Origin of the sequence: Mesorhizobium sp. B2-7-1, from assembly GCF_006440735.1 — a bacterium.
Lineage (GTDB): Bacteria > Pseudomonadota > Alphaproteobacteria > Rhizobiales > Rhizobiaceae > Mesorhizobium.
The window spans coordinates 37750-53052 of the sequence record NZ_VFUA01000017.1 but is presented as its reverse complement, the minus strand read 5'-3'; the positions used below and the strand labels follow the sequence as shown (position 1 = coordinate 53052).

The 15303-nt window shown below is 64.2% G+C and carries 12 protein-coding genes; 7 read left to right on the top strand and 5 right to left on the bottom strand.

Features of this window, described 5'->3' with window-relative positions; translation table 11 throughout:
- Positions 1–43 precede the first annotated feature (43 nt).
- Complete coding sequence (locus FJ471_RS09600) at positions 44–892, bottom strand: ABC transporter permease (RefSeq protein ID WP_140802938.1); 849 nt, start codon at positions 890–892, stop codon at positions 44–46.
- Complete coding sequence (locus FJ471_RS09595) at positions 889–1716, bottom strand: ABC transporter ATP-binding protein (RefSeq protein ID WP_140802937.1); 828 nt, start codon at positions 1714–1716, stop codon at positions 889–891. Before FJ471_RS09595 ends, FJ471_RS09600 begins: the two co-directional genes overlap by 4 nt.
- 275 nt (positions 1717–1991) lie before the next feature.
- Between FJ471_RS09595 and FJ471_RS09590 the strand changes: the two genes are divergently transcribed.
- Together FJ471_RS09590 and FJ471_RS09585 are read left to right on the top strand one after the other, a co-directional pair.
- Entirely contained in the window at positions 1992–2939 is a 948-nt protein-coding gene (locus FJ471_RS09590) for a MurR/RpiR family transcriptional regulator (protein WP_140802936.1), read from the top strand.
- A 211-nt stretch (positions 2940–3150) separates the two neighbouring features.
- A complete protein-coding gene (locus tag FJ471_RS09585) occupies positions 3151–4941 on the top strand; it encodes an NAD(P)/FAD-dependent oxidoreductase (RefSeq protein ID WP_140802935.1) in 1791 nt (596 codons plus the stop codon).
- Positions 4942–4947: 6 nt separating this feature from the next.
- Here the strand turns inward: FJ471_RS09585 and FJ471_RS09580 are convergent, their stop codons facing one another.
- Both FJ471_RS09580 and FJ471_RS09575 read right to left on the bottom strand, forming a co-directional pair.
- The gene (locus FJ471_RS09580) at positions 4948–6225 is read right to left on the bottom strand and encodes an amidohydrolase/deacetylase family metallohydrolase (RefSeq protein ID WP_140802934.1); all 1278 of its coding nucleotides are present in this window, start codon (positions 6223–6225) and stop codon (positions 4948–4950) included.
- Between the two features lie 31 nt (positions 6226–6256).
- Entirely contained in the window at positions 6257–6622 is a 366-nt protein-coding gene (locus FJ471_RS09575) for a RidA family protein (RefSeq protein ID WP_140802933.1), read from the bottom strand.
- A 189-nt stretch (positions 6623–6811) separates the two neighbouring features.
- On the opposite strand from FJ471_RS09575, the gene FJ471_RS09570 reads away from it, so the two are divergent.
- Positions 6812–7294 carry a hypothetical protein gene (locus FJ471_RS09570; protein ID WP_140802932.1) on the top strand — a complete coding sequence of 161 codons (483 nt, stop codon included), beginning with the start codon at positions 6812–6814 and terminating at the stop codon, positions 7292–7294.
- A 91-nt stretch (positions 7295–7385) separates the two neighbouring features.
- Here FJ471_RS09570 and FJ471_RS09565 read toward each other — a convergent pair whose 3' ends face one another.
- A complete protein-coding gene (locus tag FJ471_RS09565) occupies positions 7386–7640 on the bottom strand; it encodes a hypothetical protein (protein ID WP_140802931.1) in 255 nt (84 codons plus the stop codon).
- A 216-nt stretch (positions 7641–7856) separates the two neighbouring features.
- On the opposite strand from FJ471_RS09565, the gene FJ471_RS09560 reads away from it, so the two are divergent.
- The 4 genes from FJ471_RS09560 (at position 7857) to FJ471_RS09545 (ending at position 15281) form a co-directional block, all read left to right on the top strand.
- Complete coding sequence (locus FJ471_RS09560) at positions 7857–9350, top strand: ATP-binding protein (protein WP_140802930.1); 1494 nt, start codon at positions 7857–7859, stop codon at positions 9348–9350.
- A 552-nt stretch (positions 9351–9902) separates the two neighbouring features.
- A complete protein-coding gene (locus FJ471_RS09555) occupies positions 9903–12188 on the top strand; it encodes a VCBS domain-containing protein (RefSeq protein ID WP_181179287.1) in 2286 nt (761 codons plus the stop codon).
- Between the two features lie 31 nt (positions 12189–12219).
- Entirely contained in the window at positions 12220–13953 is a 1734-nt protein-coding gene (locus FJ471_RS09550; RefSeq protein WP_140802928.1) for a type I secretion system permease/ATPase, read from the top strand.
- Positions 13950–15281, top strand: coding sequence for an HlyD family type I secretion periplasmic adaptor subunit (locus FJ471_RS09545; protein ID WP_140802927.1), 1332 nt, complete (start codon positions 13950–13952; stop codon positions 15279–15281). The genes FJ471_RS09550 and FJ471_RS09545 overlap by 4 nt, the downstream gene beginning before the upstream one ends.
- Positions 15282–15303: the final 22 nt, after the last annotated feature.

Below are 15303 nucleotides of genomic sequence, written 5' to 3'. Positions count from 1 at the left end.
GCCTTGCCTTCGCCCGCCTCCCGGGCGTGATTTTGCACGTCGGTCAGGTCTCCCAGCTCGCCCATTTCTTGCCGATCAGGAAGAACAGCACGTAGATCAGGATGCCGAGCGTCGACAGGATCAGCACCACCGCGAAGAATTGCGGCATCTGGATCATCGACGAATAGGAGGTGAGCCGGTTGCCGAGGCCGAAGCCGCCGCCGACCATCTCGGCGCCGACGGCGGTGAGCAGGCCGAAGATCGCGCCGATCATCAGCCCGACCAGGATCATCGGCAGCGCCATCGGCGCGCGGATCTTCCAGAAGATCTGCAAGGTGCTGGCGCCATAGGAGCGGGCCAAAGCGATCTTGGCGCTGTCGACGCGGCGGAAGCCCGTTGCGGCGTTGATCATCACCATCGGGCCGGCAGCCAGAGCCACGGCGATGATGCGCGGCGCATAGCCGAAGCCGAAGCGCAGGATGAGCAGCGGCACCAGCGCCAGCATCGGCGTGGTGACGAGGATCAGGATGTAGGGCGCGACGATCTTCTCGGCGAAGGGAAACTGCGTGATCACGGCCGCCATCACCAAGCCGACGACGGCGCCAATGGCGAAGCCCGAGACAAGCTCGACCAGCGTGTAGCCGAGATGCGGCGCGATCAGCGGGAACTCGTCGAACAAAGCGTAAGCGATCGAGCTCGGCGGCGGCATGATGTATTGCGGCACGTGGAAGATGCGCAGCGCCAGCTCGATGCCGCCGATGATCACCACCGCGACGGCGAGGATCGCCGCCACTTCGGCGCCGGATTTGATGCCGGGGCCGCTGGCGAAGGCCGAAAGATTGGTCAGACTGACGTCCTGGCCATCTGCCGATTTGGCTTTCGAGAATTCCGGAATGGCGTCGCCCCCGCTCACGGCCTGATCCTCACGATTTCAGCCGACCGCCGCTCCGGCGCGATCGGCCGGACGCGCTCGCCGACAATGTCCATCTTGATCTTGTTGGTGAGGTCGAAGACTTCTTTCGTCGCCATGATTTCCAGCGAACGCGGCCGCGGAAACGGCACCTCGTAGACCTTGGCGACGCGACCGGGCCGCGTCGTCAGCACCACCACGCGGTCGGAGAGGAAGATCGCTTCCTCGATGCTGTGGGTGATGAAGACGATGGTGGTCTTGGTGTCGAGCCAGATCTCCTCGACGAGGCGGTTCATCTCCTCGCGGGTGAAGCTGTCGAGCGCGCCGAAGGGCTCGTCCATCAAAAGCACCGAAGGCTTCAGCGCCAGCGCGCGCACGATCGCGGCGCGCTGCTGCATGCCGCCGGAAAGCTCGCGCGGGAACTTGCCGCCGAAACCATCGAGCCCGACGCGGTTCAACAGGTGCGCGATCCAGGCGCGATCGGGTTTCTCGCCCTTGATCTCGAAGGGGAAGTTGATGTTGGCGTCGAGGTTGCGCCAGGGCAGAAGGTTCGCTTCCTGGAAGACAATGCCGATCTCCGGGCGCGGTCCGGTGATCTCCTTGCCGTCGAGCAGGATCGCGCCGCCGGTCAGCCGATGCAGGCCCGACATCGACCACAACAGCGTGGTCTTGCCGCAGCCGGAAGGGCCGACGATCGAGACGATCTCGTTAGGCTGCACATCCAGGCTGCAGCGATCGAGCGCCAGAAGGTCCCCGGAGGCCGTTTGATAGACCTTCGTCGCTGCCTGCACGCCGAGCTTCGGCGTTCTTGCGCTTGCCGTACTCATGCTCCCCCTCGGAGACTGCGCGATGCGTTGCCGAAGGCCACATCTGTCCGCGAAATCAGTCTGTAACTATCCTACTTTACTGTCAAGCGGCGGCAGATAGCGGAAGCAATCAGGTTCAATCAGCTTTTGTCTAAGCACCTGATTTTCATTAATTTTATGATCCCTTGCGAGGTTTGTTACTTTCCTACATACTCACCTCGGTTGATTGCCTATGGCCAGCGGGCGGATAATCGCGAAGATGATAGGTCCCGAAGCGGGCTGGGGAGGACTGGCCAATGACCGAAGCTGACAGCCAGGCGTTGCGAACGGCGGACGAGGACGACGACCGGCACGACCATGTCAGGCGCATCCCCGATATCATCTCGCAGGTGAAGGACAGCTATGCGGAGTTGCGGCCGGCCGAGCGCCGCGTCGCCGATGTCGTGCTCGACGACGTCAAATATGCGGTCGACGCTTCCAACGCCGCGCTTGCCCAGCGCGCGGGGGTCAGCGAGCCGACGGTCACCCGCTTCTGCCGCGCCATCGGCTGCGAGGGCGTGCGCGATTTCAAGCTGAAGCTGGCGCAGAGCCTTGTCGTCGGCGCGCTCTATCTCGCCACCAAGCCGCAGCCAGCGAACAACGACAGCGGCATGCCGTTCTGGAACGCCGTGTTCGGCGAGGCGCGGCGCGCGCTGCAGGAGGCGGAGCGGCAAATCGATCCGGGACAGCTGCAGAAGGCCGCGGAACTGATCGCCAAGGCGCGGCAGGTGACGGTGTTCGGCCTCGGCGGCAGCTCGTCGGCGCTGGCGCAGGAAACGCAATACCGCCTGTTCCGCTATGGCATCACGATCAGCGCGCAATGCGATCCGTATCTGATGCGCATGACGGCATCGACGCTGAAGCCGGGCGATCTGGTGATCGCGATCTCGGCCACCGGCCGCACGCGCGAGGTGATCGAAGCGGTGGAACTCGCCAAGCATTACCGCGCCAACGCGATCTGCGTGACCGCGCCCGACACCGAGCTGACGCGCGTCTGCAACGTGCGGCTGACGATGGCGGTCCCGGAATATCCCGACACGCTGAAGCCGACCGCGTCGCGCTACGCCTTCCTGGCGGCCATCGATCTGCTGGCGGTCGCGACCGCGTACAAGATCGACGGCCCGGCGCGCGAGACGGTGCGCCGCATCAAATACAACGCCCAGATCCATCGGACAGGCAAGGAGATGGAGCCGCTGGGGGATTGAGGCAGCCGATATTCAGGTGAGGCCGGCCTGCAAATGGCGGTTTCCTGCGCTTCCGGTGCTCACGTACGAAAAGTACGCTCCGCTCCGGTTCTCGGAACCCACCATTTTCGACTCGGCCTGACCTGAATCTCGACCGCCTCAAGGCGCACTTTCTTGACATCGCCAGATGGAGCTTGGCGATGCCAATCGATATTTGAAGGGAAGGACAAAAATGCTCGACATCGCACCATCGCAACAGGCGGCTACCTGGCTCGGCTCATTCGGCCGGGCGCTGGAGGCCGGCGATATCGAGGCGGCGACGAACCTCTTCGCGCAGGATTGCTACTGGCGCGATCTTTTGACCTTCACATGGAACATCAAGACCATGGAGGGGCAGGGTGCGATCCGTGAGATGCTGCAGGCCACGCTCAACCAGGCGCAGCCGTCGCACTGGCACCTGTCCGGAGAGCCAAGCGTGGACGACGGTACCGTCGAGACCTGGTTCACATTCGAGACGACGGTGGCGCGGGGCGAGGGCATCCTGCGGCTCAAGGACGGTCGTTGCCGCACGCTGTTCACGGCGATGAGCGAGCTCAAGGGTTTCGAGGAGCGGAAAGGCCCGGCGCGGCCACTCGGCATCCGCCACAAGGCTGACCCCAAGCGCGAGACCTGGGCGGAAGCACGAGCGCGCGAGGCACGCGATCTCGGCGTGCATGAGCAACCCTATTGCCTGGTGATCGGCGGCGGGCAGGGCGGCATCATGCTGGGCGCACGGCTGCGGCAGCTCGGCGTCCCCACGCTGGTCATCGAGAAGAATGCGCGCGCCGGCGATTCCTGGCGCAACCGCTATCGTTCGCTCGTTCTGCACGACCCGGTCTGGTACGACCATCTGCCCTATGTTCCATTCCCGGAAAACTGGCCGGTCTTCACGCCCAAGGACAAGATGGGCGACTGGCTGGAAATGTATACCCGCGTCATGGAGCTGAACTATTGGGTCGCCACCAAATGCATCAGCGCCGCCTATGACGAGGCCGAAAAGGCCTGGACCGTGGTGGTCGACCGCGTCGGCCAGCGCGTCACGCTGAAGCCGAAGCACATCGTCTTCGCCACCGGCGCATACGGTCCGCCGCGGCAGATCGAGCTACCGGGCGCGGACAGCTTCAAGGGCGAGCTCCTGCATTCCAGCCAGTATGCCACCGGCGAGAAATTCAGCGGCAAGCGCGTCGCGGTGATCGGTGCTGCAAGCTCAGGCCACGATGTCAGCGTCGATCTGTGGGAAGCGGGCGCCAAGGTCACCATGGTGCAGCGCTCGCCCACGACCGTGGTGAAGTCCGACACGCTGATGGATGTCGGCTTCGAGATTTTCTCGGAAAAGGCACTGGCGCGCGGCATCACAACCGACAAGGCCGACATGATCGTCGCCTCGACGCCTTTCGCCTTGGTGCCGAAGGGCCAGCGCGCGCTTTACGACGTGATCAGGGCGCGCGACGCGGATTTCTACCGGCGTCTCAGCGACAGCGGCTTCGCCATCGACTTCGGCGAGGACGAGACCGGGCTGTTGATGAAGGCCTACCGGACAGGCTCCGGCTACTACATCGATGTCGGCGCCTGCGAGCTGATCCTGAACGGTGAGATCAAGGTGAAGAGCGGCGTCGGCATCAAGACGCTGACGCCGAACGGCATCCTGTTCGAGGACGGCAGCGAGCTCACCGTCGACGCGATCGTCTGCTGCACCGGCTACCAGTCGATGAACGAAACGGTTGCCGCGATCGTTTCGCGCGAGGTCGCCGACAAGGTCGGCCCGTGCTGGGGTCTGGGCTCCGGCGTCAAGGGCGATCCGGGGCCGTGGCAGGGCGAGTTGCGCAACATGTGGAAGCCGACGGGGCAGGAAGCGCTTTGGTTCCACGGCGGCAATCTGGCGCTGTCGCGCTTCTATTCGAAATATGTGGCGCTGCAGCTCAAGGCGCGGATGGAAGGGATTGCGACGGCGGTTTATGGCGAGCCGAGCAATTCGCGAACCTAACGTTCGTCATTCTACGGTCTGCGCTCCGCTTCGCGTCGCTCCGCCCCAGAATGACGAAGATGAAGGGCCAAAATGCCTCGCCGCCACATCCACATGCGTATGATGCGCATGCGTCTCGAAACGCTCGGTCTCATTGTGGTCGGGCACTTCGTTCGGCCACCATTTGCCGGCGATGACAATGCCGTTTGAAACCAAGCGCTGATCCGCGATTAGTGACGCCCCGACTGCATCGACGAAGGTGAAGCGGCCGGGCTGGGACTTCAGCACCGCGACGTCGCCGATGCCGCCGACCTTCAGCGCACCGAGCTCGGGCCTGGCAATCGCCTGCGCGGGATTTGCTGTCGCCGCGCGCAGCACCTCGACCAGCGGCATGCCAAGTGCCATGAGCTTGGACATGCAGACCAGGATGTCGAAGGCCGGGCCGTCGACGCAGTAAAGGTGCACATCGCTCGAGATCACGTCGGGCGCGAGACCCTCGGCGAGCATCGCCTTCGCCACCTCGAAGTCGAACGAGCCCATGCCGTGGCCGATGTCGAAGATGACGCCGCGCTCGCGCGCCAGCCGCATGTCCGGCCGCACCGCGCCCGAAGCGAAGACCGGCGCGTTGGGGAACGGGCGGAAGCAGTGAGTGAGGATATCGCCGCGCCGCAGCCTGGGCAGCACTTCCGAGCGGCCCGGCGGCGGCTCGTCGATATGCGCCATCAGCGGCAGGCCGACCTTGTCCGCGGCTTCGAGCGCGAGGTCGACCGGGGCGATGCCGCTGGTGCCGCCGGCATGCTTGCCGGAGCGGACTTTTACGCCGACGACGACATCGGCGTGCTCGCGCACCGCGGCAACCGTTTCACGCGGCTCGCAAAGCCTGAGATCGCTGCATTCGCCGACCGACACGGTCTTGGCGAAGCCGAATATGCCGGCGAAGGAGATGTTGACGTAAGCCAGGATGCGGACTTTCGAGCGCTCGATGACATGGCGGCGAAAGCCGAGGAAATTGCCGGCGCCGGCGCTGCCGGCGTCGATGAAGGTGGTGGTGCCGCTCTTGGCGGCGAGCCGGTCGGCGTCGACGCCGAGCGAGGTGCCGCCCCAATAGACATGGCTGTGCAGGTCGACGAGGCCGGGCGTGACGATGCAGTCCCTGGCATCGACCACTTCACGCGCCGCCTCGGCATCGATGGCGGCGTCGATCGCGGCAATGCTGCCATCGGCAATGGCGACGTCGCGCTGCGCGTCCAGGCCCGATGCGGGATCGATGACGCGCCCGCCCTTGATCAGGAGATCGAACTGCATCGGTGCCCTCCCTGTTGCTTCGTGTCCGCGATCAGAGCGGTCGGTAGGCAACCGCCTCGACCTCGATCTTGATGTCGATCATCAGGCGCGACTCGACCGTGGTGCGCGCCGGCGGGTCTTTGGAGAAATGCTTTGCGTAGACCGTGTTGAAGGTGCCGAAATCGCGCGCATCCTCCAGCCAGACAGTGGTCTTCACCACATCGTCCATGGTGCAGCCGGCGAGCGCCAGCGCCGCCTTGACGTTCTGCAGCACCTGCTCGGTCTGCTCGGCGATGCCGCCCTTCACCACGAGCCCGTCGCCGCCCACCGGCACCTGGCCGGAGACATAGACGAAATCGCCGGCGCGCACGGCGGGCGAAAGCGGAACGTGGGATTTTCCAAAGCACTGCTTGGGCAAGTGAGCCTCCTTTTGTCGACGGATGGGAACCGGTCACATAGCCGTCTACGCTTGTCGCCATGATCCTCATAGAGCCAATGTCGGAAAGCAACATTTTTTCGAAATCCATGTTGCTTTATTACAGGAGCCTGAGCATCTTGCGCTCGGTGCTGCGTCCGGCCGCGCGGATATAGGAAGGGGAGATACAGCATGACCTTCGACAAGAACCCGTTCCCGGAAGGCGATGCCGACCGCCACGCGCTGTGGGAAATGCTGGTGCGGCGCGACATCGATGCCTTCCTCGGACAGGACTGGTCGATGGTCGAGGACGATTTCGTCGCCGACAGCTTCTTCGGCATGCATGCGCATTTCCTCGCCAACGCCGATACCTGGCGGCTGCAGTTCCCGAGGCTGGAGGTCTATCGCGACGAATGGCTGCGCCAGGCCAAGGAAACCGCGGCGACGAAATTCGCCGAGCCGCTGCGCGAGGCGCTGTTCCGCGTCACCAACATGCGCGACATCGATGTCGATGGCGACCGCGCGGTGCTGCACAAGAAGTTCGACGGCTCCGTCGCCAAGGCCGACGGCGGCGTCGACCGGCTCAAATGGCAGACGCTCTATTTCTGCCGCAAGGTCGGCGGCCGCTGGAAGATCGCGGGTTTCGTCGGTTATATGCCGCATCCGCTGGGCTAAGGCATGCCGATATCCAGGTGAGGCCGGCCTGCAAACTCGGCCTGACCTGAATCTCGACACGCCTTGCTGAGAAAGCTGGTAGCGGTCCGCACTACGCGAGAAGCGGCAGCCGCTCGTCTGGCGAGCGGTGGTCGAAGACAACACCCATGGTCTTACCAATTGCCGCCATGACGATCAGCTCGACGAGATGATCGTCGCTGTCGTCGCAGGCTGGATCGGAGCGGCGGATGGCGTTGAGCATCGCGCGCGTCGAGACGGTGTCGCCGGCGCGAAATTTCGAAAGGGCAGACGCAACAAGATCTTGCACCGTCAACGCGGCGACGGGCACTTCGGCAGCGACGTCCATCGGCCTCCTCCTGCCATGAACCCTGTCCCGCAGCGATGATACGCCAATGGCCGACCGGCGCCAGCGAAATGGTGGTCCGACCAGAGTCATTGCCGACAGCCTGCCGCCAAAGGGCGAGTAGCTGTGGAACACCCGGTAAATGGTCGTGGTGTGCTCGACGCCTCGCGCTCGGATTGATAACCCGATCCCGCGCAGGGAGACGATCCGAGTCGAGACATGACCGTTGCAATCGAGATGGGGCAGACCACGGCGGGCGCGCCGGCGGCCCTCGACCTTGAGGAACTGCTGGCCACCCGCCTGCTGGTGCAGGGCAATTCGGGTTCCGGCAAGTCGCACCTGCTGCGTCGGCTGCTCGAACAGAGCGCGCCATGGGTGCAGCAGACCATCATCGACCCCGAAGGCGACTTTGTGTCGCTGGGTGAACACTATGGCCATCTGGTGATCGATGCGGAGGAGCATACCGAGCGCGGCCTACAGGCGGCCGGCGAGCGGGCGCGCATCCATCGTGTCTCGACGGTGCTCAATCTCGAAGGGCTCGATGCCGAGAACCAGATGCGGCGCGCCGCGGCATTCCTCGGCGGGCTGTTCGAGGTCGCGCGCGACCACTGGTATCCGATGCTGGTGGTGGTCGACGAAGCGCAGCTTTTCGCGCCCGCCGCCGCCGGCGAGGTTTCGGACGAGGCACGCAAGCTCTCGCTGGGCGCCATGACCAATCTGATGTGCCGCGGCCGCAAGCGCGGGCTTGCCGGCATCATCGCCACGCAGCGGCTGGCGAAGCTTGCCAAGAACGTCGCGGCGGAAGCCTCCAACTTCCTGATGGGCCGCACCTTCCTCGATATCGACATGGCGCGCGCGGCCGACCTGCTCGGCATGGAGCGGCGGCAGGCCGAAGCGTTCCGCGACCTGGAGCGCGGGCATTTCATGGCGCTTGGGCCTGCCTTGTCGCGCCGTCCGCTCAGCCTGCGCATCGGCCAGACCGAAACCAGCCCGCGCAACGGCACGCCGCGGCTGATGCCGCTGCCAGAAGCCGCGCTCGAGGATGCGCGCTCGATCATTCTGGCCGCGCCACCGCCGGAGACGGTCAGGCAGCAACGCCGGCCTTCGCCGGATTTGCTCGATCAGCTGATGGCGGCCAAGGCCGCGCCGCTGGACATTCGTCCCGAGCCGGCGGAGCCGCAGCCGAGCGCCGAGGACCTCGCCGAGCGGCGCGAGCGGATGGACCGCATCCTGCGCGCCATCCTGGCCGAGCCGGATGCGGGCTTCCGCGTCATCGGCGTGCTCTACCAGGAGTTCGTGGTCCGCTGCCGCATCGAGGGCCTGGCTTCGGTCGTGCCCGACCTCGCGGAATTCCGCCGCATGCTGACGCGGGCCCGCGCCGGCGTCGGCTCCGACATGGCCGAGGACGATGCGTGGCGGGACGTTTCCGTGCGCGCCTCGCTGCTGCCCGAGGACATGCAGGGCGTGTTCATGATGATCGCCCGCGCCGCCAAGGAGGGCTGGCCATGCCCGAGCGACGCCGCGATCGCGCGCGCCTACGGCTCGCATTCGCTGCGTCGTGCACGGCGACTGCTCGACTATATCGAGGAGCAGGGGCTCATTGTCTGCCAGGTCGACGGCACCGGACGGCGCACCGTGACGCTGGTCGAGCTCGCCTGGGCGACGGCGCCGGGTGATCCCAATGCCGCGGAGCAGGACAGCCTGGCGGGCTGACGGACGCGCATCGGGACACATCGCGCGAAGCTTTGGCGGATTTGCGCCATCAATCGGCAGGTGACAGGTTTATTAGATTCTTCTAATTAACTGTCGGACCACGCGATAATATGTATCCGGGTATGACAAAGCCAACGGCCAAGCCGCGGCGCGACGTCAGTTTTACGCCATTAAGCGGCCGATCCCCGATTCGTTAAATATCTAACAAATCGTTAACATTACCCACCGGTATATAAGCGGTTATGGTTTCCAAATCATAAAAAGCTAATATAACTGCCTATAGACAGGCTTGGTCCCGCAATAGCGGCGACATGAGGGGCACGCCAGCTAGGAGTGAGTGTTGGGGAGCGAGCGCGCAAGCGCTCGGGGTGGGTCTTTGTCTCTCAACGAGAGAAGTCTTCTCGGTCAATCAGAATGGCTTGGTCCTGACCAACCGCCGCAGGCAGGAGCATGCGCTCGCGGCGACGGCGAAGTGCGCGCGCCAGGATCAGCGGTAACCGTTGGGGCGAACAAGTCCATTGTTCGCGAAGGGATCACAGGGGGAAATTGGCAATGGCGACTACGACAGTTTCAGGTTCGACCGTCACGTTTTCGAATTCGGGGGCAGCAGCCGATCTGACGCAATCCGGCACGGAAGATGGCAGCCTTCAGTTCACGTTCGACGTCCTTGCGGCAAGCGGTGGCGGGACCAAGACGACGATCTATTCGGTGGATGACGGCCTCAAGAACGACGACGGAGGGGCTGGGATCGTCGTCACCAACAAGGCGTTCGCTGACTATAACAAGGATCTGCTGATACAGGACGGTGCGAACATCGTCGAAACCAGCAGCACGAGCGGGGCGAAATTCTGGATCGGCACCGACAACAAGATTCACTATGACGCGACCGCTCTAAGCGCGCAGATCAACGCGCTCGGCGCCGGCGAGCAGTTCACGGACACGATCCAATACACGATCAAGATGTCGAACGGCACGCTCAGCGTCGGCACGCTCTCGGTTGTGATCACCGGCACCAACGATGCCCCGGTGATCACCGTCGCCGCCGGCGATCACGATGCCGCCACGCTTAACGAAACAAACTCCCCTTTGTCGACAAACGGCACGTTGACTGTCAGCGATGTCGACATTCATGATACGGTCAAAGCCTCGGTGACGGGAGTGACCCTGGGCGGGGCTACCGGCTCCCTTCACGCTGCCGACGTCGTGAACATGCTGTCGCTGGGCGGCAATCCCATCATCGACAACAGCCACACCTCTGGCGCGATCAACTGGTCGTTCAATTCCACGCCGCAAGCTTTCGACTATCTCGCGGCGGGTGAGCATCTCACTTTGACCTACGCCGTCAAGGCGGACGACGGCCACGGCGGCACGACCACGCATAACGTGACGATTACGATCGACGGCGCCAACGACGCGGTGACGATCACCGGGGCGACGGACAGCGGCACGGTCAAGGAAGACGGCACGCAGACCGCCTCGGGTCAGCTCGGCTTCAGCGACGTCGACCTCAGCGACAGCCACACCTGGAGCATCGATGGCGCCAACAGCAGCGCCTACGGCTCGATCGCGGTCGACCAGACCGGCAAGTGGACCTACACGCTCGACAACGCGGCGGCGCAGTCGCTCGGCGCCGGCGATCACCTGACCGAGACCTACACGGTGAAGGTGGATGACGGCCAGGGCAGCACCGACACCCGCACCGTCACCATCCACATCGACGGCGCCAACGACGCGCCTGTGATCAGCGGCGGCAGCAGCGGTTCCGTGACCGAGGATGCCGCGCTGACCGTAAACGGCGCTCTGACCGTCAACGACCCCGACGCGGGCCAGAGCTCGTTCCAGGTGCACAATGGCAGCAATCCAATTGCCGGCACCTACGGTTCATTGACAATCGATGCCGGTGGAAACTGGGTCTACACGCTCAACAATGCCGCGGCCAATGTCCAGGCTCTGACTTCGGCGGACCATCCGCACGACCAGATCCATGTGGCGTCGGCCGATGGCACGGACCACGTGATCGATATCACGGTGAACGGTGCCGACGAGCCCGTGACCAACCATGCGCCGAGCGCCCCGGTCTTCGTTCCGAGCTCGGCTCCGATCGCCGACGTGAATCCTGTCGATCTGGGCCACTTCTTGTCCGTGGATCCCGATGCAGGCGATAGTGTCTCCTTTGCAGCTACCTGGAGTGGGTCCGGGACAGTCGCGGTTGCAGCAAACGGAGAGCTAACCGCCAGCGTCGGACTAGGAAGCTCGGCAACAGGCACTCTTACTGTCACCGCCACTGACAGTCATTCGGCTTCATCGGCTCCACAGTCGTTCACCGTTTGGATCGGCAACGCCAATGGGGGCAACGTCGACAACACGATCACACTGGTAAGTACCGATCCGACTATCGCTGACGGTCGAGCAGGCACGGACAGCGTCACCGGAACCTCTGCCGTCGACTACATCTTCGGTGGTGCGGGCAACGACACGATTATTGGAAAGGCGAACGCTGATTGGTTGGTCGGCGGCGACGGTGCCGACCATTTCGTCTACACGGCGGTTGCCGACTCCACCCATGCCGCCTTCGATACGATCCAGGACTTCGTCCACGGGGCGGACAAGCTCGACTTCCTGAACGCACTCAATCTGACTGGCACTCCGACCAACTTAGGTGCTTCGACAACGCTTGCCGCGCACAGCGTCGGTTGGACGACGGATGGAACGAACACCGTTGTCTACGCAAATGCCGGTACGTCAGCTGAGACGATTACAAGCGGTACGGACGTCATCGAAATCCACCTGCTGGGGGTGAACAATCTGAGCAGCGCAGATTTCAATCTGCATGCCTGATGGGGCCCACAGGAAGACGATGAAGCGGTAGATGATCGTGATGCAGGGCCTCTCTCCCCTCAAGCTTGCCCTGTCTCGCTGCCGCGGCGGTTTCGCCGCGGTGGCGGGGTTCAGCTTCGTCATCAACCTGCTCGTGCTCTCGACCTCGATCTACATGTTGCAGGTCTATGATCGTGTGCTGACGGGACGCAGCGTGGAGACGCTCGTCTATCTGACGCTGATCACGACAATGGCGCTCGCTGCGATGGGTGCGCTCGAATTCTTCCGCTCGCGGCTGCTTGTGCAGCTCGGCGCCTGGATCGACCGCGTGCTGTCGCCGCAGGTGCTGGGCCGCGGGCTTGAGAACGCGTTGCGCGCCTCCTCCTACCGCACCGAGGCGCTGCGAGACCTCGCCACGCTGCGCGGCTATCTTGGCGGCGGCGGCATCATGGCGCTGTTCGACGCGCCGTGGATGCCGCTCTATCTCGGCTTCATCTTCCTGTTGCATCCCCTGCTTGGACTTCTGGCGCTGGGCGGCGCGATCATCCTGTTCGGCTTCGCCCTCGCCAACAACGCGCTGACGGCCAACACGCTCAAACAGGCCAACGCCGCTTCCGCGCGCGCCTACCAGGCGGCGGATGCCGGTTTCCGCAATGCCGAGGTCATTGACGGGATGGGCATGGGCGGCGTGCTCGCCCGGCGTTGGGATGCGGCCAATGCGTCCGTGCTCGCGCTGCAGACGACCGCCAGCGACTGGGCCGGCCTGATCAATGCATTCACCAAGCCGTTCCGGATGTTCCTGCAAGTCGCGGTGCTGGGGCTCGGCGCCTGGCTGTCGCTGCGCCACGAAGTCTCGCCCGGCGCCATGATCGCGGCCTCGATCATCATGTCGCGTGCGCTCGCCCCAGTCGAGCAGGCTATCGCAACCTGGAAGCAGACGGCCGCCGCTCGCGAGGCCTGGCGTCGGCTGGACCGGCTGTTCGAGGCTCCGTCGCTGCGTCCGCCAGGGATGGAATTGCCGCGGCCCCAAGGACGCCTCTCGGTCGACGCCCTCGTCTATACGCCGGCCGGCGGCAAGGAGCCCGTGCTGAGGAACCTCTCCTTCGTCGTGCCGCCAGGCCAGGTGCTTGCGGTGATCGGGCCGTCGGCTGCTGGCAAGTCGACGCTTGCCCGCCTGATCGTCGGCATGCTTTCGCCACAGCAAGGGCGGGTGCGGCTCGACGGTGTCGATGTGTTTTCCTGGAACCGCGCCGATTTCGGCTCATATGTGGGCTATCTCCCCCAGGACGTCGAACTCTTTCCCGGCACCGTCCGCGAGAACATTGCCCGTATGGAGCAAGGCGATCCGGCCGAGATCGTGGCCGCCGCGCGGATGGCCGGCGTGCACGAGATGATCCTCAGGCTCCCGAACGGCTACGATACCGAGATCGGCGAACAGGGGTCGGTGCTTTCCGGCGGGCAACGCCAGCGCATCGGCCTTGCCAGGGCGCTCTATCGCCGTCCGGCGCTGGTCGTGCTGGACGAGCCGAACTCGAATCTCGATGCAGTCGGAGAGGAAGCGCTGAACCAGGGGATTGCCGCAATGAAGGAGGCCGGCTCGACGGTGGTGATCGTCGCCCACCGCCCACCGCTGATGGTGAACGTCGATTGCGTCCTGGTGCTCAACGAAGGCCAGTCGCAGATGTTCGGCCCGCGCGACGCCGTGCTTGCGCAACTGCGCCGCCCCGAGCAGCAGCACGCCCCGCCGCAGGTCCGGGTCGTGAGCTCCGAAAGGACCGGGTCGTGACGGAAGCCGCCCTTTCGGTGAAAATGCCGCCGCCACCGCCCGCTTGGCCGGCGGTAAGCGCCCATGTCTTCGGCGGCCTGACCGTCATCGGCCTGCTGTTCGGCGGCTTCGGCCTCTGGGCAGCCACCGCCCCGCTGACGAGCGCGGCGGTCGCGCCCGGGGTGGTAAAGGTCGACAGCAATCGCAAGACCATACAGCACCTGGAAGGCGGCATCATCCGGGAAATCCTGGTCCGGGAGGGAGACCTGGTCAAGCAGGGCCAGATACTGGTCCGCCTCGACGGGCTTGACGCGGAATCCGATCGCGATGCCGTGCGTGGCGAACTCGATTCCGCGCTCGCCGGCGAAGCCCGCCTGATCGCGCAGCGCGACGGCCTGAAGACAATTCCTTTTTCGGCGGACCTGTCGGCCCGGCGAAGCGAACCGACCGTCGCCGAGGCCATGGCCGGGCAGGAGCGCATCTTCCAGGACCAGGCCAAGGTTCAGGCGTCGGAGGTCGAGGTCTGGCAGCAGCGGATCGCCCAATACCATGCCCAGATGTCTGCGCTCGCTGCGAGAGTTGCGGCCTACGAGATCCAGTTGCCGTCTCTGCGGGAAGAGCTGGCGGACGCCCGCACACTTCTCAAGAAAGGCTATGGGGTGAAGTCCCGCGTGCTCCAGCTCGAACGGCAGATCATCGCCGCAAAGGGTGAGGCCGATTCGAACCGTGGGAATATAGAGAGCCTGCGGCAGCAGATCGCCGAGGCGGATGCGCAGATCGATAATGGCCGGCTCTCCTATGTCAAGAAGGCCGCCGAGGACCTTCGTGACGTTCAGACCAAACGCTCTGAGCTCGAAAAGGCACTTCAAAAGACCGACGCGCGTGCAGCGCGCCAGGATGTCGTCGCGCCGGAAGATGGGGCAGTAATGAACCTTCGGTATTTCACGCCGGGCGGCGTTGTACCCCCCGGCGGAATTATTCTCGATCTGGTTCCCGACCAGGACAAGATGGTGCTGGACGTCAAGATTCAGCCGCTGGATATCGATGTCGTTCGCCCCGGTCTGCCGGCGACGGTGCGGCTTGTCGCCTACAAGCAGAGGACCACGCCCACGGTGAAGGGCGCCCTTACGCGGATTTCGGCCGACGCCGAGATCGACGAGCGCAGCGGCGTGACGTTTTTCAGGGGGACGGTCGAGGTGGGCGCGGATGAACTCAAGAAGCTCCCGCAAGTGAAGCTATATCCGGGAATGCCGGTGGACGTCTCCGTTGTCACCGGCAAGCGAACCTTGCTCGAATATCTCTTTCAGCCTGTCGCAGACAGTTTCGCCCACGCCTTCAAGGAGGAGTGAAAAGGCCGCCAGCCTTCGGTTG